Source organism: Arthrobacter sp. zg-Y40 (assembly GCF_020731535.1).
In the GTDB taxonomy this organism is placed as follows: domain Bacteria; phylum Actinomycetota; class Actinomycetes; order Actinomycetales; family Micrococcaceae; genus Arthrobacter_B.
This window is the reverse complement of the sequence record NZ_JAJFZS010000001.1, coordinates 555,106-574,474: the sequence shown is the minus strand read 5'-3', so window position 1 is coordinate 574,474 and position 19,369 is coordinate 555,106. Positions and strand designations below refer to the sequence as shown.

Below are 19,369 nucleotides of genomic sequence, written 5' to 3'. Positions count from 1 at the left end.
GACCTGTAACGACTGGCCTGTAACCACTGCCCCGTAATACGTGCCGCGCACAACCCGTCCGCGATAGGTTGGTAGGGCCGGCGAAGGGATCCCTGACATGACCGAAACACCGCAGCAGCATCTAACCGGCCAGCTGGGCTGGCAGGAGGTTGCGCCCCGCATCTGGGTGCGCAGCAACACCGCTTACAGCGTCAACACCGGACTGGTGGTGGGCGACGAGCGGGCCCTGCTCATTGACACCGGAGCCGGCCCCGGCATGGCACAGGAAATTTACGACGCCGCCCGGCAGTTGACGGACCTGCCGCTGACGGCGGTGAACACGCATGCGCACTTCGACCACTATTTCGGCAACGCCCTGATGCTGGCCAACGGTGTGGAGGACATTTGGGCCACCGCCGGCTGCGCCGCGAGCATTCGCGAAAACGGCAACACCCACCGGTCCCAGGCGGGCGACGCCGAGCCCGAGATGGCTGCCGGGATGGGTGAACACACGGAAATTGCCGAGCCCACAAAGCTGGTGGATGAGGCCCCAGTGGACCTGGATCTGGGCGGCATCTCCGTCACCCTGTTCCACCTGGGCCGTGGACACACGGACCACGACCTGCTGGTCGGAGCCGGCGACGTCTTGTTCACCGGAGACCTGGTGGAGCAGGGAGCGGACCCGCAGTTCGAGGATTCCTTCCCCAAGGACTGGATCCGCACGCTGGGCAAGATTACCGCCCTGGAAGACCTGTATACGGTGTTCATTCCCGGTCACGGCTCACCGGTCACGGTGGATTTCGTGACCACCCAGATGAACAAGATGCGCACCGCGGTCGCCGTGACCCGCAGCGCCATGGACCAGGCATCGGTGGACATGACCAAGGCCATCCCCATCCTTCCGTACGGGCCCGAACAGTCGCGGGCGCTGCTGACGCGGCTTCGCACCCTTGCCCGGTGGAAGTGGCTGAAGAAGTAACAGCACTGTCCGGCAGCCGGTGCGGGGATAGTCTGGGGCCGTGCCAGCGGAAGATTTCAGCCTTCGAACCATAGCCGTTCCTGCCTACGGCCCCACCCTGCTTTACGGGCTGGCAACCGGCGCCATCCTGCCGGTGGTGGCGATCACCGCCCGCGGCCTCGGCGCCACCGTTGCCCTGGCTGCCCTGCTCATCACCCTTACCGGGGTCGGCTCGCTGCTGACCAATGTGCCTGCCACCGTGGTCACCACGCGGTTCGGTGAGAAATGGGCGCTTGTGGCTGCCTCGGCCTGGTGCGCACTGGCCATGGTCCTGGCAGCAGCCGTACCGGTGCTGTGGGTCTTTGCCGTGGCCGTGTTTATGGTCGGGATGGCCGGCTCGGTGTTCGGCCTGGCCCGGCAGAGCTATCTCACCGAGGCGGTGCCCCTGTATTTCCGTGCCCGGGCGCTGTCCACCCTGGGCGGCGTCAACCGGATCGGCGTTTTTATTGGTCCGTTTGCCGCTGCCGGGGCCATCCACTTCCTGGGCACCCAGGGCGCCTATTGGGTGGGTGCCGCGGCCGCCGTCGGGGCAGGCATCCTCAGTTTCCAGGTCCCGGATCTGGCCCTCCGTTCCAGCGGTTCAAGCGGTTCCGGCGGTTCCAGCGGGTCCGGAGGGCCGGGCGGGCCGGCTGGCCGCGGACCGGAAGATGCCCCTGCACCCACGGTCCTTGGCATCCTGCGCAGCCACGCCCGGGTGTTCCGGACCATCGGCATCGGGGTGCTGCTGATCGCCGCGGTCCGGGCCACCAGGCAGGCAGTGATTCCGTTGTGGGCCCAGCACATTGGACTGGATCCCACCGCCACGGCACTGATTTACGGGCTATCGGGCGCCATCGACATGCTGATCTTTTATCCCGCGGGCAAGGCCATGGATACCTGGGGCAGGCGCTCGGTGGCTGTGCCGTGCATGCTGATCATGGGCGCGGGGCTGGGCCTGCTGCCGCTGGCCAGCGGACCCACCGGGCTGCTGCTGGCGGCCCTGCTGATCGGATTTGGCAACGGTATAGGCTCCGGCATTGTGATGACCCTTGGCGCCGACTTTTCGCCCTCGCCGGGACGCCCGCAGTTCCTGGGCATCTGGCGGCTGCTCGCGGACCTTGGAACCATGGGCGGGCCGGGACTGCTCGCGGCCGTAACCGCCCTTGTCTCGCTGTCGGCGGGAATCGGGGCTACCGCCGTACTTGGGCTGCTGGGAGCGGCGGTGCTGTGGCGCTGGGTGCCCGGGCGCAAGGCCCGGGCAGCCGCTAGCGTCGGGCAGGGTCCCCCGCCTGCTGGCTGAACAGCCAGCAGGCCAGGGCACTGATCAGGAAACCGACTCCGACAATCAGCGCCAGACCTGCCCAGAAATACAGCGGCGCGGCAGTGGCCACGGGGGCCGAATCCCACCGGGCGTAGAAGTACAGGCCCAGGCTCACGGCGGTGGCCAGGACGCCGGGCACGGCGCACAGCAGGGCAATGACCTTCGCCTGCCCCTGGGCCGGGCCGGTGGCCGGCCAGCAGTTCCATTCCGGGTTGGTGCGCATCATGACCAGGCCGCCCACCAGCGTCCAGGCCGCCACCACCAGCAGGGAGGCGACGACGTCGGACGGGCGGTGCCAGAGGTTCAGGAACGTGGCTGCCCCCGCCAAGATGGCGTAGCTGCCGCCGAAGAGCGCCGCGAGCGGGCGCCAGCGCGGGGAGGCCAGCAGGAAGACCGCCGCCGCGGCGGAGGCGGCAAGGGTGGTGTGGCCGGAAGGAAGCGAGTTGAAATCAAGGGTCACCACGCCCCGGTCGGGACGGTCCAGCACGGTGCGTTTGAGTAGCTGGCTGCTGATGTTGGCTGCAGCGAACGTACCCAGGGCAATCACGGCAGGGGAAATCCGATGCCGCAGGATGGTCACGAAAACCACCACTATCACCGCGATGAAAACCGAGATGAGCGGCAGGTTGTCCAGGAACGAGATGACCGGCAGATGGTTGCCCAGGGCGATCAGTTCGGCTTCCTTGAACGCGGATTCGTCGGCCAGTTGGCCGGTGGTGGTGCGGACGAAGAACCAGTAGGTGGCGGCAACGCCGGCGGCACATACAAGGGCGGCAAAAAGGAAGAGCGCCGGATTATGCGCAGCCGGACGTTGGGCACGGGAGCGCTGTGCCAGCAAGTTGCGAGTATCCATTGCTTCCAGATTGCCACATCATCGTGAACGTTGCCTGAGCCTGCCTTCACCGCGGCGGCCTCAAACTCCACAAGCGTAGGCTGGCATGGTGCCGAACTGGATGAGTACCGATTTCCCTGCCCTGCGCGCCGGTGCGCGTGTGGTCTCCATTCCCATGCGGGTAAAGTTCCGCGGCATCCTGCACCGTGAGGCCCTGCTGCTGCAGGGGCCCGCAGGCTGGGGCGAATTCTCCCCCTTCCCGGAGTACGCGGATGCCGAAGCCGTGCCGTGGCTGGCCTCGGCCCTGGAAGCCGCCGAGCTGGGTTACCCGGAGCCCGTGCGGAACTCGGTGCCGGTAAACGGAACCGTTCCCGCAGTGCCTGTGGACCAGGTGGAGGCCGTGCTGGCCCGCTTCGGCACGGTATCCGCCGTGAAGGTGAAAGTGGCGGAGGCAGGCCAGTCCCCGGAAGAGGACCTGGCCCGCGTGGCCGAGGTGCGGCGGCTGCTGCCCGACGCCGGAATCCGCGTGGACGCCAACGCCGGCTGGGACATTCCCACCGCCGTCGCAACCTTGACCCCGCTGGCCGAGGCCGGGCTGGAATATGCCGAACAGCCCGTAGCCGGGATTGACGGGCTGCGTGCGGTGCGGACCGAGCTGCGCCGCCGTGAGGTGCCGGTGCTTATTGCCGCTGATGAAAGTGTCCGCAAGGAAACCGACCCGCTGAAGGTTGCCCGCGAAGACGCCGCGGACCTGATCGTCATCAAGGCCGCGCCGCTGGGCGGGGTGCGCCGGGCTGTGGATATAGTCCGGCAGGCCGGGCTCCCCGCCGTGGTGAGTTCCGCCATCGACACCTCAGTGGGCATCCGCACCGGCGTCGCCCTGGCCGCCGCGCTGCCCGAGCTGCCCTACGCCTGCGGGCTGGGCACCCTTTCGCTGATGGCCGGCGACGTCACCGGGGAATCCCTGCTGCCCGACGGCGGCGCCCTGGCCGTGCGGGACGTGACGGTGTCCGAGGAACTGCTGGAACGCTATGCAGCCCCTGCGGAACGCACCCGGTGGTGGCTGGACCGGTTGGAGCGGGTGCACGGGCTGCTGGCCCGACGCGCCTAGGTGGCGATTCTTCTGCCCGGCCGCCTCTGACAGCCGGGGCGTGTACCGACAGGATCACCGGACCGATAGTGCCCGCACGCAGGTCCGGCTCGTGCCGTTACCCTTCCCGTTGCATCCCGGGGGCCGGGAGCTGGGGGTCTTCGATCAAGCCCAAAAGGGCAAGATTGTCCGCATCCCGGGACCCCGCCGGGGCGCTGTAGAGCACCAGCTGTTGGTCACGGTCCGCCATATCCAAGCTGTCGCAGTCGACGGTGATATCCCCGATGGCGGTGCGGAAGGTTTTCCGCAGGGTGGGCACATACTGGACGTCGTGCCGGTCCCACAACCGGGCAAACTCGGGGCTGCCCTCCTGCAGGTCCCGGACCAGGTCCCTGACTGACGGATCGGACGGATACCGGGTCAGAGCCGAACGGAGCCGCCGAACCGCGGTCTGCCGGAATTCGGCACCGTCGCTGATGCCGTATAGGTCCTCCTCTGTCCGGGGACGAAGGAACGCCTTCCTCGCAAGGTTGCGGTCCGCGGGATCGAGTTTGGCGTAGTCCTCCATCAGGGCGGCTGCGAGGTCGTTCCAGGCGAGGACCTCAAACGCCGCTGAGACCACGAACCCGGCCGTCTGGGGAAGCCGGTCGAGGAGCGCCAGGATGCTGGGGCGGACGTCCCGGCGGTGCATCCCGCGATGCAGGGGTGCCGTGCCGGCGAGGGCGTGCAGGTGCATGGATTCTGCATCCGTTAGTCCAAGTGCCCCGGCGATCCCGGCCAGGACCTCGGCCGATGGCCGGGGCGCCCGCCCCTGTTCCAAGCGCGCGTAATACTCGGTGGAGATGTGTGCAAGCACCGCGACCTCCTCCCGGCGCAGCCCGGGGGCGCGCCGGCGGGGACCTGGGGGAAGGCCGCGGTCTTCCGGGCGGAGCCGCTCCCGGCGGCTGCGGAGGAATGCTCCAAGCTCCTGCTTATCCATGCCCCTAAGTGTGCCCGTCCGACGCCGGTGGAGAGTAGTACAGTCTGTGCCTGTTTCCGGCTCCGGGCCTGCGGAACGCTGTGGACATGACACAAACAAAAACCATTGAAGCCCCATCCCTCGGACTGCTTGCCGGCAAGGTCGTCTTCGTCTCTGGTGCCAGCCGGGGTATCGGAGCCGCGGCCGCACGCCTCTTCGCCCGGGAAGGCGCCGCCGTAGTGCTCGCTGCCCGCAGCACCGGAGCCCTGGACCGCATTGTGGCCGGTATCCGGCGCGACGGCGGCGTGGCGGACGCCGTTCGGATGGATCTGGCGGACCCGGCAAGCATCCGTGCCGCGCTGGACCACGTCGGGGAACTGCATGGGCGGCTGGACGGCGCCTTCAACAACGGTGCCGCCATCCAGCCGCCCGGCAGCGTGGAAACCATCACCGATGAGGACCTTGAGGAGCAGTACACGGTAAATTTCCGGGCACATTGGATTGCCCTGAACGCTGAAGCCGCGCTCATGCGGAAAAGCGGCGGCGGAGCAGTCGTGAACACATCGAGCATCGGCAGCCGGCGGGCGAACCCCACCCTCCCCGCCTACGGCGCCATGAAGCGGGCGCTGAACAGCCTGACGGAGACTGCCGCCGTGAACCTGGCCCCCGAGCGGATCCGGGTCAACGGGATCACCCCGGGGGGTACGGCCACGGAAATGATCGATACGTGGGAGGAGGCTGCTCCCGGGGTCGTCAAGTCGATAGTGGCATCGGTTCCGCTCGGCCGGCTGGCCGAACCGGAGGAGATTGCCGAGGTCGCCGCCTGGCTGCTCAGCGACCGGGCGTCCTACGTTACCGGGGCAATAATCCCGGTCGACGGCGGGGCCGGGGCCTAGGGAAGCGTATGACCTGCTGCCCGCAGCAGGTCGCGGGCCTGATCGAACTGCGGTGAGGGAACCATGAGGATGTCGCCGTCGAAGGTCGAGACCACAAACACCGGGCAGCCGGCGGCCGAAAGCGGCGCAACCAGGGAGGCCACCACTCCGGTCAAGCCGAAGGGAATGGGGCCTGAGGCATAAAGAGCGGCCCAGGTTCCATCAATTTCGGCATCTGCCGGAGCCAGCGCCGCGGGGCAGACAATCGAAAGCTCCTGCGGCGTCCGGGTGATCGAAACGAATCCGTCCGGGGGCGCCGCAGCCAGGAGACCGGCGGGCGCCTCCGCGGCGGGGGAAAGCCTGGCAATCACGTAGTTGCCGGCGAGCACGTGCAGCTCCACTGAAGGAGCGGGGGCAGGAAGGGTCATGGAAGCATCCTGATTCACTTCGTGCGGAAGGCCCCCGTAGGGCCGCGCTAATCGCACCCCATCATCCTGCCAGACAGGCCGCGCGTCACGGGTTGGCCGCATGCGGCGCGCCGATGCCCGGGTCGATCCGGACCGGGCCGGCGGCGGAGGGCCGCACGTCGAAGTCGAAGATCGCGGTGGGTAGGTAGACCGTGGCGCAGGAGTTGGGGATGTCCACGACGCCGGAGAGCCGGCCCTCGATCGGGGCGGCGCCCAGCAGTAGGTACGCCTGCTCGGGGGAGTATCCGAACTTGGTCAGGTAGTCGATCGCGTGCAGGCAGGCGCGCTGGTAGGACAGGTGAGAATCGAGGTAGCGCTGCTCTCCGTCGAGCGTTACCGAAGTGCCGGAGAACGCGAGCCATTCGGAGAACCGAGGCTCCACGGTGCCGGGCATAAAGATGGCATTCTCGCCCACTCCGTAGGTGTCCATCCCGCCCCGGATCAGGTCCACCCGCAGGTCTATGAAGCCGCCCATCTCGATGGCCCCGCAGAAGGTGATTTCGCCGTCGCCCTGCGAAAAATGCAGGTCCCCGACGGACAGATTGGCGCCGTCCACAAATACGGGATAGAAGATCCTGCTGCCCTTGGAGAGGTTCTTGATGTCCTGGTTCCCGCCGTTCTCCCGCGGCGGCGCAGTCCGGGCAGCCTCCGCCCCCACCCTGTCCCATTCGCTTTGGGGCAGTCCGCCAAGCACTGCGTGCCCGGCCTCCGGCGGCAGCGCCAGCGGCGGCACCCGGTACGGGTCGGTCTGGATCAGTGCGCCCTCGCGCTGGTTCCACCGTTGCAGCAGCGCCGCCGAGGGAGCGGTGCCCATCAGGCCGGGGTGGATCAGCCCGGTAAAGGACACTCCGGGCACGTGCCGGGAGGTGGCGCGCTGGCCGGTGAAGTCCCAGATGGCCTTGTATGCGTCGGGGAACTGGTCGGTAAGAAACCCGCCGCCGTTTTCCCGGGCGAAAATCCCGGTATAGCCCCAGCCCTGTCCGGCCAGCGGTCCGTTGTCCTCCCGCGGGATGGGTCCGACGTCGAGGATGTCCACCACCAGCAGGTCGCCGGGCCTGGCGCCCTCGACGGCAAACGGGCCGCTGAGCTTATGGACGGCGAGCAGCGGAGCGTTGAGGATGTCCTCGGCTGAGTCGTCGTTGTGAATGGCGCCGTCGAACCATTCCCGGCAATCCACACGGAAGGAATCGCCGGGCCGCACCACCGCGACCGGGGGAATTTCGGGATGCCAGCGGTTGTGGCCGAGTCTCTCCTGGTCTTCGAACGTCCTGGTGGAATCGAGGGAAAAGACGGTCTTTGGCATGGTCTCTCCTTGGGGTGGGCGGGGTGCAGCTAATCGGGCCGGGGAAGTTTGCGGTGCAGCGGGTTCGCGGACGTTGTGGCGCGTGGGGCGGCAGCTTCGGTCCCGGGCACGGCGACGACGCCGGGCTCCGAGGCCGAGCGCTCCGTTTTTTCGAGCAGGCGGTAGGCGCTGCCGGAGGCATGCGACAGATGCGGGCCCGTGAACCGGCGCTGAGCCGCGTGTCCGCAGGTGGGACAGGGGATGAAGCCGGTGGCTTCGCCCATCGCGAGGAAGACATCAAATTCCCAACAGTCCGGGCAGCGGTAGGAGTAGAGCGGCATGGGTCCCCTTCTCGGGCAGCTGCGGAAAACGCCCGAGGCAGCTTAAGTTCGGCGCCGCTCCGGCTTGCCCGACAGCCTAAGAACGGCCGGGATGTGCGTCAACGGTGGACGGCCCGCACCGCATCCGGTGACGCCGAACCCTAGGATGGAAGGGTGACCGGATCTTCGCACCGCCCTGAGCCCGCAGCCAGCAGTCCCGAACCGATTGCCGGAAATGGGTTGAGTTCCCTGCAGGCCGCCCGATCCGCCGTCGCCGCCCTCGCGGCCGCCGGGGTGCACGACGTCGTGATTGCCCCGGGATCACGCAGCGCACCGCTGGCTTACGCCTTGGCCGAAGCGCAGTTGCAGGGCCGGATGCACGTGCACGTGCGGATCGACGAGCGGGTTGCCGGTTTCACGGCCCTTGGCCTGGCGCGCGGCGGACGCCGCCCCGCAGCCGTAGTGACCACCTCGGGCACCGCTGTGGGTGAACTGGTTCCGGCCGTGATGGAGGCCCACCACGCAGGTGTCCCGCTGGTGGTGCTCTCCGCGGACCGGCCTGCCGAACTGCACGGCACCGGCGCCAACCAGACCACGGTACAGCCGGGCATCTTTGCCGGCTTCCCCGTGGCAGCTCAGGATGTGGAAGCCGGCACAGACCCGGCCGGAGCCATTTCGGCCGCCCTGGCCCGGCTGGGGGCCGGCATCCCGGTGGGACCGGTGCACATCAACCTGCAGTTCCGCGACCCGCTGACCCCCCGCGACACCGACCCGCTGTTCCTCAACGCCCCGGATGTCCCGGAAACGCTGCCCGTCGTAGCTCCCGTCCCGGCGGAGGACCGTGTTCCCGCCACCGATCCGCCCGTTCCCGGGACGCACCGCACCGTAGTGGTGGCCGGCGACGGCGCGGGGGAACTCGCCGCCGTCTTTGCCCAACGTGCCGGGCTGCCGCTGCTCGCCGAACCGTCCTCCAATGCGCGTTTCGGGCCCAACGCCGTTTCCGCGTACCGGCTGTTGCTCGCCGAGCTTGGGCCGGAGATCGAACGCGTGGTGGTCTTCGGCCGCCCCACCCTGTCCCGGCCGGTGGCTGCCCTGCTGGCCCGCACCGACGTCGAGAAGGCGCTGTACCTGCCCCGCCCGGTGAACTGGTTCACGCCGGGACGGCGGCCCGAAACGATCATCAGCGACATTCCCGGGCTCTTCGAATTCGCCGGCGCCGGAGCACCCGGCTGGCTCGAGGCCTGGCAGACGGCATCGGAAGCGGCGCGTAACACCATCACCAACATGCTGGAGGGGCAGGCTGAACTGACCGGTCTGCACGTAGCCGATTTGGTCTGGGACGCCGCGGACGCGAACCTAGTGCTCGGCTCCTCCAACGTCATCCGGGACATGGACCTGGTTGCTGCCCCGGACTGGCATCCGCTGGACGTGTACGCGAACCGGGGGCTGGCCGGCATCGACGGGACCATTTCCACGGCCACCGGTATTGCGCTGGCGGGCGGCATCCCGACCCGCCTGCTGGTGGGGGACCTGACCTTCCTGCATGACGCCGGTGCGCTGCTCCTGGGGACGGGAGAGGATGAGCCGGACCTGCAAATAGTGGTGCTCAACGACGGCGGCGGCGGCATCTTCTCGGTGCTCGAACACGGCGCGCTGGGCGAGGACCCGAAATATACCGCCCTGGTGGAGCGTTTCTTCGGCACCCCGCACCGGGCCGACCTGGCCGCACTGTGCGCCGGCTACGGGGTGCGGCACCAGCTGCTCCAATCAGCCGCTGAGCTCGAAGCGGCGCTGGCGGCGCCGGTGGCCGGCCGGTCCGTGCTGGAAGTGCGCGTGGCCCGGGACATGCTCCGGAACCTGCACGCCCGGGTCCAAGACGCGGTCACGGCGTCCCTGCGCCGCTGACCCGCTCCTGAGAACAAACTGACCTGCTCTTGAGACAAAAAAGAACGGCCCGCACCTCCAGGTGCGGGCCGTTCGATGCTGCTGAGTGGAAGGTGTGGAGAAGTCCCAGAGGCCCCTAAGTCCTAGAGGACCTTAGGTCTTAGAGGCCCTTAAGTCCTAGAGGACCTTCGAGAGGAAGGCACGGGTGCGTTCGTGCTGCGGGTTGCCCAGGACATCCTCGGGGCGTCCCTGCTCCACCACGACGCCGCCGTCCATAAAGACCACGCGGTCGCCAACCTCGCGGGCGAAGCCCATTTCGTGCGTCACGACCATCATGGTCATGCCTTCTTCGGCGAGCTGACGCATAACGCCCAGCACGTCGCCCACCAGTTCGGGGTCCAGGGCGGACGTCGGCTCGTCAAAGAGCATCATGTCCGGATCCATGGACAGTGCGCGGGCAATGGCTACGCGCTGCTGCTGTCCGCCGGAAAGCTGGCCGGGGAAGGCGCCTTCACGGTCCGCCAGTCCCACCTTGGCCAAATTCCGCTTGGCCACCTGCTCGGCTTCGGACTTGCCGCGGCGCTTGGCCCGGCGCTGGGCCAAGGTGAGGTTGCGCAGCACGTTCAGGTGCGGGAAGAGGTTGAACTGCTGGAAGACCATGCCGATCCGGGTGCGGACTTTGTCCAGGTCCGTGTCCGGGTCGGTGATGTCTACGCCTTCCACCATGATGGTGCCGCTGGTGGGATCCTCCAGGCGGTTCACGCACCGCAGGAGGGTGGACTTGCCGGAACCGGACGGGCCAATCACGCAGACCACTTCGCCCTGGTCCACGTGGAAGTCGATGCCCTTGAGGACCTCGTTACTGCCGAAGGACTTGTGAAGGTTGCGGACCTCGATGGCAGGGGCACTGTTTTTATCGACGGCGCTGTTCTTGTCGACGCTCATGGCTGCTACCTGCCTCTCTGGTTGTGTCGTTCAAGCTTTGCTACCAGCTGGGTGAGCGGCAGCGTAATGATCAGGTACATCAGGGCGGCCAGGACCAGCGGCGTCGCGTTGGCCGTCTGGGAAACGGAGTCGCGGGCGAAGGTGGTCAGCTCACGGTCCTGCAGGGCCATGCCGGCAATGAACAGCAGGGAAGTGTCCTTGATCAGGATGACCAGTTCATTGGTCAGCGGCGGCGTGATGATCCGGAAAGCCTGGGGCAGGGTCACGGACACCATGGTCCAGGCCGGGCTCATGCCCAGCGAGCGGGCCGCTTCAGCCTGCCCGGCGGGAACCGCCTGGATACCGGCGCGGATGGTTTCGGCGATGTACGCGCCCGAAACGATGATGAGGGCCAGCAGGCCGGCGCCGGCACTGCCGCCCGGGGGCCGCCAGTCAAAGGCAATGGGTACGGCGAAGGCGAAACCGAAAATCACCAGCAGCGCCGGAAGGCCACGGAAAAGCTCGATGTACACCGTGGCGGCCCAACGGTAGGGGGCTACGGGGGAGAGCTTCATCAGGGCCAAAACCAGGCCCAGCAGCAGGCCGCCGGCAAACGCGATCACCGTGTAGATGATGGTGTTCTTCACGGCGACCGTGATGATGGTCGGGAAGGCCTCGCGGGCCACCTCGGGGTCGAAGAAGTTCTCGCCGATGGCCTCCCAGTCGGCCAGCAGCACAACGGCTGCCAGCGCGAGGACAAAGACGGCGTACAGGACGCCTTGGACCAGGCGTCTGCGGGTGGAGGGTTTCAAGTGTGGAGCCTTCCGGAGAAGAGAAAACGGGCCGTCCCGGGCCTTGGCGCCCGGGACGGCACAGCATTGATGGTTCTGGGCTTATTCGGTGAAGTACTTGTCGTAGATCTCCTGGTATTTACCATTTTCGCGCAGTTCGGACAGCTGCTCGTTCACCGCGGAGATGAGTTCGGTGTTCTCCTTCTCCATCGCGAAACCGTAGGACTCGTCCGTCTGGAACTTCTCGGCAATGGTGAAGGCACCGTCGTCGGTGTGGCCGAGGTTCACCGGCAGGTCCTGCAGGACGGCGTCCACGTTGCCGGACTGGAGGGCGGGGAACAGTTCCGCGTCGCTGGGGAAGGAAACAATTTCGACGTCGTCGGGGATGTTGTCGCGGGCGTAGGCCTCGCCGGTGGTGCCCTGCTGGACACCCAGCTTCTTGCCGGACATGTCCTCCAGTGCCTTGGTGTCCGAATCGGCCGGAACCAGCAGGGACTGCAGTGAGTCGTAGTACGGCTCGGAGAAACCGAGCTTTTCTTCCCGTTCCGGGGTGATGGTCATGGCGCTGGCACCCAGGTCACACTGGCCGGCCGCCAGGACCGTGCCGCTCTGCAGGCCGTCGAAACCCACGTCCTGAACTTCCAGTTCCAGCCCCATACCGGTGGCGATCTCGCGGATCAGGTCCATGTCGAACCCGGTGTACTCCCCGTTTTCTTCGTACTCGAAGGGTGCATAGGGGATATCCGAGCAGACCGTCAGCGCGCCGTCGGACACGAGGTTGAACTCGTTGCCGGCGTCGGAGGACCCGGCATCGTCATTGGAACCGCCGCCGCAGGCGGTCAGCGAGAGGGCACCCACGGCCAGGAAGGCCAGGGCAGCAGTGCGGGTGTTACGCAACATGAGTTACAACCTTACGTCGGACGGTGTGAGCCGGGCCTGTGTGGCCCGGCTCACCCTTTGCTGGTATTGGGATGCAGTCTAGAGCGTACGTACCGCATATTTCGGTAACATGTCGGCTACTTTGCCGCCGGGCCCTTGCGGTGCGGAAGTGGAGCTACTGCGCGAAGTACTTGTCGTAGAGCTCCTGGTACTTACCGTTCTCCCGCAGGGTTGAGAGCTGCTTGTTGACCTCGGCGGTCAGCTCTTCGGTGCCCTTCTTCTTCATTGCGAAGCCGTAGACCTCACCGGTTTCGAAGGTGGCGCTGACGGTGAACTTGCCGTCCCCGGTGTGGTCCTGGTTGACCGGCAGGTCCTGCAGCACGGCGTCAACGCCGCCGGCCTGCAGGGACTGGAACAGTTCGGCGTCCGTCTGGAAGGACATGATCTCGGCGCCCTCGGGAGCGTTGTCCCGTGCGTAGGACTCACCGGTGGTGCCCTGCTGGACGCCCACCTTCTTGCCGTCGAGGTCAGCCACGGACGCGATGGAGGAGCCGGACTTCACCAGCAGCGACTGCAGGGAGTCGTAATACGGGTCGGAGAAGGCCAGTTTGTCCGCGCGCTCCTCGGTGACGGTCATGGCGGCGGCGATCATGTCGCACTGGCGGGCGGCCAGGACGGTGCCGCTCTGCAGTCCGTCGAAGCCGACGTTCTGCACCTGGTAGTCCAGGCCCATTCCGGTGGCGATTTCGCGGGTGAGGTCAATGTCGAATCCGGTGTACTCGCCGTCGACCACGTATTCAAACGGCTCGAACGGGACGTTGGAGCAGACCGTCAGGGAGCCTTCGTTGACCAGGCCGAGACCGGATTCTTCTTCGGTCCCCCCGCCGCAGGCGGTCAGGGACAGCGCGCCGGCGGCCAGGACGGCGACGACGGCGGTGCGGGCTTTGTGCAGCATGGCGATTGGAAACCTTTGGTCGTGGGTTGAAGCCGCAGGGGGGAAACTAACCGTCTCCGGAAGCGGCAGCAGGTGGAAACAGGCACAACGGCAGCTTCCGAGTTTCTATTCTACCCAATGCAAATTTATGCAACGAACCAAACGGTTATGCAATGCCCCACCCGGGAGTGGTTCAAAGGTGCTGCCGGGCCGGCTCAGGATGCTGCGGGAGCAGCTGCCAGGTCGCCGCTTCGCTGCGCAACAGCTCGCGGGCGGTCCAAGCTGAGGGCCTCGAGCATGGGCCGGAATTTACTCCAGGTTTCCTCCAGTTCCGCGGCAGGATTGGATCCTGCAACGATTCCGCAGCCTGCATAAAGCCGGACCCGGGTGGGCTTTTCTATGACGGCTCCGCGCAGGGCAATCCCGAATTCACCGTTTCCGGCCCCGTCCATCCAGCCGACCGGGCCGGCGTACGGACCGCGGTCCATGTGTTCAAGCTCACTGATTAACTCACCGGCCACACTGGTGGGGAACCCGCAGACAGCTGCCGTGGGGTGCACTGCTTCCACCAGTGTCAGCGGAGTGGGGACCATGCCGGAACCGTCGGCCGCCAGTTCGGCGCTGACATCGGAGGCGAGGTGCCATACGTTGGGCAGTTCCAGTACGAACGGCTCGGTGTGGGAGGTCATGGAGGACGTGAACGGCTCCAGCGCCCGGGTCAGGGAGTCAATGGCGATCTGGTGCTCGTGCTGCTGCTTGTCGGATCCGGCCAGTACCCGCGTGGCGTAATCCGGGTCTCCGGCAGGGGCGGTGGCCCGGTCCAGGGTTCCGGCCAGGACGCGTGCCTGCGCTGTGCCGTCCTGCACCCGGATCAGCATCTCCGGCGTGGAGCCGATCAGCCCGTCCACAGAGTAGGTCCAGCAGTCGCGGTACCGGACGGCGAGTTCGCGCAGCACCTGGGACGCCACCAGGGGGCTGCCCAGTTCCACGGCAATGTCCCGGGCCAGGACAATCTTGCTCAGGTCTCCGGCGGCAATGTGGGCCACGGACCGGGCCACGGCGTTTTTCCACTCGGACTCGCTGAGCATTCCGGGCACAATCCGGTCCGCCGGATCATGCTCGCGGTACAGCGGCAGGTCTTCGAGGTAACGGGCCAGGGCGGCCTTCGCCGTCTCCTCGGACAGCTCGGCGTCGGGGTCCGCGGTTGTATAGGTCACCCATGACTCGTTGTCGCGCAGCCCCACAACCACCTCGGGAACGATCAGCCGGGACTGGAAGGGGGAGCGCTTGGAGAAGGCGAAGGAGCCGAAGGCCACGAGTCCGGTGCCCGCAAACGACAGCGGATTCTCGACGTCTGCGGAGGCCAGGACGGAGCGCCACCACTGCTCGGCCAGACTGAAGCGTTCCGGGCCGGTGGAGGTGAAACGGGCAGCTTCGCCGAAGCCGACCAGTCCTTCCTGCTGCCGGATCCAGCACAGCTGCTCGTCAAGAACCAGATACTCAAGGAGGCCGATGGTGGCGGAAAGCTCACCGACAGGCACTGTCACAGAACGCAGGGTGGTCATAGTGATTCCACATTACTCCGCCGCCGGGTCGCGCCCGTTACCGGCGGCCCGCAGGGGAGAGCAAGGAGACACTGCCGCGGGGCGGTTCGGCGGCATCCCTATTCTTTGAGACAATGACAGGGTGAACCGCGCATCGTTGGAAAAACGCCCGGATGAAGTTGCTGCCATGTTTGATGACGTGGCACCTAAATACGACGTCGTCAATGACGTGCTGTCCCTTGGACAGACCCGCCGTTGGCGCAAAATCGTGGTGGACGCCGTCGGCGCCGTGCCCGGACAGCGGGTCCTTGACCTGGCCGCCGGCACCGGCACCTCCAGCGAGCCCTACGCCGACGCCGGGATCGACGTCGTGGCCTGCGACTTCTCGATTGGCATGCTCACGGTCGGCAAGCGCCGCCGCCCCGATATCGAGTTCGTGGCCGGCGACGCCACCGACCTCCCGTTCGAGGACAACTCCTTCGACGCCGCCACCATCTCCTTCGGGCTGCGGAACGTGAATGAGCCGAAGAAGGCCCTGAGCGAAATGCTCCGCGTGACCAAGCCCGGCGGCCGCCTGGTGATTGCGGAGTTCTCCTCCCCGGTCATCCCGGTATGGCGGACCATGTACACCGAATACCTCATGCGGGCACTGCCTTCGATCGCCCGCAAGGTGGCCTCCAACCCGGACGCGTACGTCTATCTGGCTGAATCCATCCGGGCCTGGCCGAACCAGGACGGACTGGCGGCCTGGATAGCCGAGACCGGCTGGGAGGATGTGGCCTACCGCAACCTCACCGGCGGCATTGTGGCTGTGCACCGCGCCGTGAAGCCCGCTGCCAAGTCCGGGGGATCTCCGGCGAAGTGAAGGTCCTGATTGTCGGAGCCGGCCCCGCCGGCTCCACGGCCGCCTACTACCTCGCCTCGGCCGGGGTGGATGTCACCGTGCTTGAGAAGACTGCCTTTCCGCGCGAAAAGGTCTGCGGCGACGGGCTGACGCCCAGGGCCGTGCGTGAAATCCAACTGCTCGGCCTGCCGCATGAGGAAGCCGAGGGCTGGCGCCGGAACAAGGGCCTGCGGCTGATTGCCGGCGGCCGGACGATTGAGCTGCCCTGGCCGGCGCTTTCGGATTTCCCCGACTACGGGCTGATCCGCACCCGCCTCGGCTTCGACGAAGCCCTGGCCCGGCACGCGCAGGCAGCCGGCGCAAAAATCCTTGAACACCACTCCGTCACGTCAGCCGTCCGCGGCGGGGACGGACGTGTGGAAGGTGTTGTCGCCAACGTCCTGGACGAGAACGGCCGGCGTACCGGTGAGGAGCGTACGTTCCTGGCCGACGTCGTGCTGGCCGCTGACGGAAACTCCACCCGCACCGCGCTGAGCCTCGGGATCGAAAAGCGGGACGACCGGCCCATGGGCGTGGCCGTCCGCACCTACTTCGAGAGCCCACGCACCAACGATGACTGGATGGAAGGCTGGCTGGAGCTGCCCGACGCCGCCGGCAACCCGCTGCCCGGCTACGGCTGGGTCTTCGGCGTGGGGGACGGCACCTCCAATGTGGGCCTGGGCATCCTGAACTCCTCGAAGGAATTCGGGAAACTGGACTACCGCAAGGTCCTGCGCGACTGGACCGCGGGCATGCCCGCCGAGTGGGGATTCACCCCGGAGAACCAGGTGGGAGAAATCCGCGGCGCTGCCCTGCCGATGGGCTTCAACCGAACTCCGCACTATTCACCCGGACTGCTGCTGCTGGGTGACGCCGGCGGGATGGTCAGCCCGTTCAATGGTGAGGGCATTTCCTACGCCATGGAATCCGCCCGCTTCGCGGCCGAACACATCATCGAAGGCCAGGGGGCATCCCTGGATCCCGGGCTGCTCTCCTCACGGGCCGCGTTCGACGTCGAACTCCAGGCCTACGCAGGGCACATCCGGGACGAGTGGGGCAGCCACTTCACCCTGGGCCGCATTTTTGCCTCGATGATCGGCAAACCTGCGGTCATGAAGCTGGCTTTGCGCACCGGAATGCCCATCCCCGTGCTGATGCGCTTTGTGGTGCGGATGCTGGCCAACCTCACGGACCGCAACTCCAAGGGCATTGAGGATAGAGTGATTGCCTTACTGGAAATGCTCGTTCCGGCGGCAGGCAACCAGGGAGAACCTTCCCGTTTGCCACCCCGGCGCCCCTGACGTTTCGCCTCTTTGCCCACCCGTTCCGACGAATAGTTAGTCTTGAACAGTGACTGAATCCACCAACACCAGCCCGGAGTCCGGGTCGAGCACTTCCACACTGCCCCCGGGGTTCGCGCTGCTGGCGGAGGATCCCAGGCTTGGGCCTTCCATGGTCGCCTCCCTGGAACAGGTGGAGGTGCGGCTGCGCGAGGCCGTTGCGAACTCTGATCCGTTCGCCGACACCACCTCCCGGCACTTGGTGGAAGCGGGCGGCAAGCGGATCCGGCCCCTGCTGACCTTGCTGGCCTCCCACCTCGGCCGGGAGGAAGCCGGGGACAAGGTCATCCAGTCCGCCGTCGTCGTGGAACTGACGCATCTGGCCACGCTCTACCACGATGACGTGATGGACGAGGCTCCCTACCGCCGCGGCGCCCCCACAGCACATGAGATCTGGGGCAACTCCGTGGCGGTGCTGACCGGCGACCTGATCTTTGCCCGTGCCTCCAGCCTGGTTTCCGCGCTTGGCGGACCGGCCCTGGCTATCCAGGCTCACACATTCGAACGGCTGTGCATGGGGCAGCTGCATGAAACCATGGGCCCGGCCGAGGGCCAGGACCCGTTGGAGCACTACCTGTCCGTGATCGCGGACAAGACCGGTTCGCTGATCGCCGCTTCCGGTCAGTTCGGTGCGCTGTTCTCAGGAGCCGGCCAGGACGTCATTGACATCATGGTCGAATACGGCGAAAAGGTGGGCATTGCCTTCCAGCTGGCCGATGACGTGATTGACGTGACCGGTATGCAGGAAAAGTCCGGGAAGACCCCGGGTACCGATCTGCGCGAGGGCGTGCCCACGCTTCCCGTCCTGCTGCTGCGCCGTGCAGCGGCTGCCGGCGATGCCGATGCCGCAGCAGCGCTGGCCCTGGTGGAGCGGGACCTGTCCTCGGACGAGGCCCTGGCCGAAGCCGTGGCCGCCCTGCGCAACAGCCCGGTGACGGAAGAGTCCTGGGCCGTGGCCCGCAGCTGGTCCGAAGACGCCGTGGCGGCCCTCGCTCCGCTGCCCGACTCCGTGGTGAAGGAAGCCCTGGTCTCGTTTGCCCGTGCAGTGGTGAACCGCGAGGTGTAAGTGAACCACGGGGCCTAGCCGGCGTCTGCGCCGGCACTGCCGCTGCGCCGTTCCAGGAGCAGGGTGTCCCGCCACTGGCCGGTTTGCGGTCCGTGGGTCATCTTCGCAATCCGTTCCCGCCGGCCGACGACGCGGAACCCCTCTGCCCTGTGCAGGGCGAGACTGGCGGTGTTTTCGGGAAAAATGCTGCACTGCAGGGTCCAGATGCCGGCTTTTTCGGTGGAGGAAACCAGTGCGCGCAGCAGCTGGCGGCCCACGCCGCGCCCCTGCGCCGCAGGGCAGACGTAGACGGAGTGCTCAACCACTCCCCGGTAAACGGCGCGGGTGGAGGTGGGTGCGGCTGCCGCCCACCCCACGGTCTCTTCTCCGGCACACGCGAGAATCCTGTGTTCGGTCAGATGGGTGGAATTGAAGGTTTCCCAGTCCGGCGGCCGGCGTTCGAAGGTGGCCCGGCCGGCGGCAATTGCTTCCGCATAGATCCCGCGCACCGCTGGCCAGTCCTGCACCGTGAGGGCCCGGAGGGTAACGGCACCGGGTCCGGCACCGGGTCCGGCCGGCATCATCATGCCTACCGGGGAGCGAGAACGGCAGCTGCCCGTTCGAGCGCTCCGGGAATGATGGAGTAGTAAGCCCATACGCCGCGCTTTTCCCGGCGCAGAATTCCGGCATCCACCAGAATCTTCAGGTGGTGGGAAATGGTCGGCTGGCCCAAGCCGATCGGCTCAGTCAGGTCGCAGACACACGCTTCCTTGTTCTCCTGCGCCGCAATCAGTGAGACCAGACGCAGCCGCGTCGGTTCGGCAACAGCCTTGAGCAGCTGGGCAAACCGCTGGGCGTCCTCGGCGCTGAGCGCCTCTTTGGTCAGCGGCGTGCAGCAGGCTTCAGACACATCGGACACAGCGGACGCAGCGGACGCAGGGGTGAAAGCGGTCTGAACAGTGGTCACCCGTCCATTATGCACTCGGATTGACATTCGTCGATGCCTGCGGGAATACTCGAAATC

General features: G+C 66.8%; 20 protein-coding genes. 8 read left to right on the top strand and 12 right to left on the bottom strand.

Features of this window, described 5'->3' with window-relative positions:
* Nucleotides 1-97: 97 nt before the first annotated feature.
* Together LJ754_RS02705 and LJ754_RS02700 are read left to right on the top strand one after the other, a co-directional pair.
* Nucleotides 98-958 (top strand): MBL fold metallo-hydrolase, encoded by an 861-nt coding sequence (locus LJ754_RS02705; RefSeq protein WP_227925224.1) that lies wholly within the window; start codon nt 98-100, stop codon nt 956-958.
* 40 nt (nt 959-998) lie between these two features.
* Complete coding sequence (locus tag LJ754_RS02700; protein WP_227925222.1) at nt 999-2,276, top strand: MFS transporter; 1,278 nt, start codon at nt 999-1,001, stop codon at nt 2,274-2,276.
* On the opposite strand, the gene LJ754_RS02695 is transcribed toward LJ754_RS02700, so the two are convergent.
* Nucleotides 2,242-3,150, bottom strand: a complete 909-nt coding sequence (locus tag LJ754_RS02695; protein ID WP_227925220.1) for a phosphatase PAP2 family protein — start codon at nt 3,148-3,150, stop codon at nt 2,242-2,244. The genes LJ754_RS02700 and LJ754_RS02695 overlap by 35 nt on opposite strands.
* 100 nt (nt 3,151-3,250) lie before the next feature.
* On the opposite strand from LJ754_RS02695, the gene LJ754_RS02690 reads away from it, so the two are divergent.
* A complete protein-coding gene (locus LJ754_RS02690; protein ID WP_227925218.1) occupies nt 3,251-4,240 on the top strand; it encodes an o-succinylbenzoate synthase in 990 nt (329 codons plus the stop codon).
* Nucleotides 4,241-4,337: 97 nt separating this feature from the next.
* Here LJ754_RS02690 and LJ754_RS02685 read toward each other — a convergent pair whose 3' ends face one another.
* Entirely contained in the window at nt 4,338-5,198 is an 861-nt protein-coding gene (locus LJ754_RS02685; RefSeq protein ID WP_227925217.1) for a helix-turn-helix transcriptional regulator, read from the bottom strand.
* 86 nt (nt 5,199-5,284) lie between these two features.
* On the opposite strand from LJ754_RS02685, the gene LJ754_RS02680 reads away from it, so the two are divergent.
* Nucleotides 5,285-6,073 carry an SDR family NAD(P)-dependent oxidoreductase gene (locus LJ754_RS02680; RefSeq protein WP_227925216.1) on the top strand — a complete coding sequence of 263 codons (789 nt, stop codon included), beginning with the start codon at nt 5,285-5,287 and terminating at the stop codon, nt 6,071-6,073.
* Here LJ754_RS02680 and LJ754_RS02675 read toward each other — a convergent pair.
* The 3 genes from LJ754_RS02675 to LJ754_RS02665 all read right to left on the bottom strand — a co-directional run bounded on the left by LJ754_RS02675 (nt 6,070) and on the right by LJ754_RS02665 (nt 8,142).
* The gene (locus tag LJ754_RS02675) at nt 6,070-6,480 is read right to left on the bottom strand and encodes an ACT domain-containing protein (protein ID WP_227912692.1); all 411 of its coding nucleotides are present in this window, start codon (nt 6,478-6,480) and stop codon (nt 6,070-6,072) included. The genes LJ754_RS02680 and LJ754_RS02675 overlap by 4 nt on opposite strands.
* A gap of 85 nt (nt 6,481-6,565) precedes the next feature.
* Nucleotides 6,566-7,822, bottom strand: a complete 1,257-nt coding sequence (gene fmdA / locus LJ754_RS02670; protein ID WP_227925214.1) for a formamidase — start codon at nt 7,820-7,822, stop codon at nt 6,566-6,568.
* 29 nt (nt 7,823-7,851) lie between these two features.
* Nucleotides 7,852-8,142 (bottom strand): FmdB family zinc ribbon protein, encoded by a 291-nt coding sequence (locus LJ754_RS02665; RefSeq protein WP_227925212.1) that lies wholly within the window; start codon nt 8,140-8,142, stop codon nt 7,852-7,854.
* Between the two features lie 153 nt (nt 8,143-8,295).
* On the opposite strand from LJ754_RS02665, the gene menD reads away from it, so the two are divergent.
* Nucleotides 8,296-10,026 (top strand): 2-succinyl-5-enolpyruvyl-6-hydroxy-3-cyclohexene-1-carboxylic-acid synthase, encoded by a 1,731-nt coding sequence (menD, locus tag LJ754_RS02660; RefSeq protein WP_227925211.1) that lies wholly within the window; start codon nt 8,296-8,298, stop codon nt 10,024-10,026.
* A gap of 156 nt (nt 10,027-10,182) precedes the next feature.
* Here the strand turns inward: menD and LJ754_RS02655 are convergent, their stop codons facing one another.
* The 5 genes from LJ754_RS02655 to LJ754_RS02635 form a co-directional block, all read right to left on the bottom strand.
* Nucleotides 10,183-10,950 carry an amino acid ABC transporter ATP-binding protein gene (locus LJ754_RS02655; protein WP_227925209.1) on the bottom strand — a complete coding sequence of 256 codons (768 nt, stop codon included), beginning with the start codon at nt 10,948-10,950 and terminating at the stop codon, nt 10,183-10,185.
* A 5-nt stretch (nt 10,951-10,955) separates the two neighbouring features.
* Nucleotides 10,956-11,741: an amino acid ABC transporter permease gene (locus LJ754_RS02650; RefSeq protein WP_227912696.1), complete on the bottom strand. Its 786-nt coding sequence runs from the start codon at nt 11,739-11,741 to the stop codon at nt 10,956-10,958.
* Nucleotides 11,742-11,822: 81 nt separating this feature from the next.
* The gene (locus LJ754_RS02645; RefSeq protein WP_227912697.1) at nt 11,823-12,620 is read right to left on the bottom strand and encodes a basic amino acid ABC transporter substrate-binding protein; all 798 of its coding nucleotides are present in this window, start codon (nt 12,618-12,620) and stop codon (nt 11,823-11,825) included.
* 154 nt (nt 12,621-12,774) lie between these two features.
* The gene (locus tag LJ754_RS02640) at nt 12,775-13,554 is read right to left on the bottom strand and encodes a basic amino acid ABC transporter substrate-binding protein (RefSeq protein ID WP_227912698.1); all 780 of its coding nucleotides are present in this window, start codon (nt 13,552-13,554) and stop codon (nt 12,775-12,777) included.
* A gap of 194 nt (nt 13,555-13,748) precedes the next feature.
* The gene (locus LJ754_RS02635) at nt 13,749-15,098 is read right to left on the bottom strand and encodes an isochorismate synthase (protein ID WP_227925208.1); all 1,350 of its coding nucleotides are present in this window, start codon (nt 15,096-15,098) and stop codon (nt 13,749-13,751) included.
* A 121-nt stretch (nt 15,099-15,219) separates the two neighbouring features.
* On the opposite strand from LJ754_RS02635, the gene LJ754_RS02630 reads away from it, so the two are divergent.
* From LJ754_RS02630 to LJ754_RS02620, 3 genes are all read left to right on the top strand, one after another.
* Nucleotides 15,220-15,942, top strand: coding sequence for a demethylmenaquinone methyltransferase (locus LJ754_RS02630; protein ID WP_227912700.1), 723 nt, complete (start codon nt 15,220-15,222; stop codon nt 15,940-15,942).
* Nucleotides 15,939-17,261 (top strand): geranylgeranyl reductase family protein, encoded by a 1,323-nt coding sequence (locus tag LJ754_RS02625; RefSeq protein WP_227925206.1) that lies wholly within the window; start codon nt 15,939-15,941, stop codon nt 17,259-17,261. The genes LJ754_RS02630 and LJ754_RS02625 overlap by 4 nt, the downstream gene beginning before the upstream one ends.
* A 151-nt stretch (nt 17,262-17,412) precedes the next feature.
* Nucleotides 17,413-18,366 carry a polyprenyl synthetase family protein gene (locus tag LJ754_RS02620; protein WP_227912948.1) on the top strand — a complete coding sequence of 318 codons (954 nt, stop codon included), beginning with the start codon at nt 17,413-17,415 and terminating at the stop codon, nt 18,364-18,366.
* 14 nt (nt 18,367-18,380) lie between these two features.
* On the opposite strand, the gene LJ754_RS02615 is transcribed toward LJ754_RS02620, so the two are convergent.
* Both LJ754_RS02615 and LJ754_RS02610 read right to left on the bottom strand, forming a co-directional pair.
* Nucleotides 18,381-18,926: a GNAT family N-acetyltransferase gene (locus LJ754_RS02615; protein ID WP_227925205.1), complete on the bottom strand. Its 546-nt coding sequence runs from the start codon at nt 18,924-18,926 to the stop codon at nt 18,381-18,383.
* Between the two features lie 8 nt (nt 18,927-18,934).
* The gene (locus tag LJ754_RS02610; protein WP_227925203.1) at nt 18,935-19,312 is read right to left on the bottom strand and encodes an ArsR/SmtB family transcription factor; all 378 of its coding nucleotides are present in this window, start codon (nt 19,310-19,312) and stop codon (nt 18,935-18,937) included.
* Between the last annotated feature and the right edge of the window lie 57 nt (nt 19,313-19,369).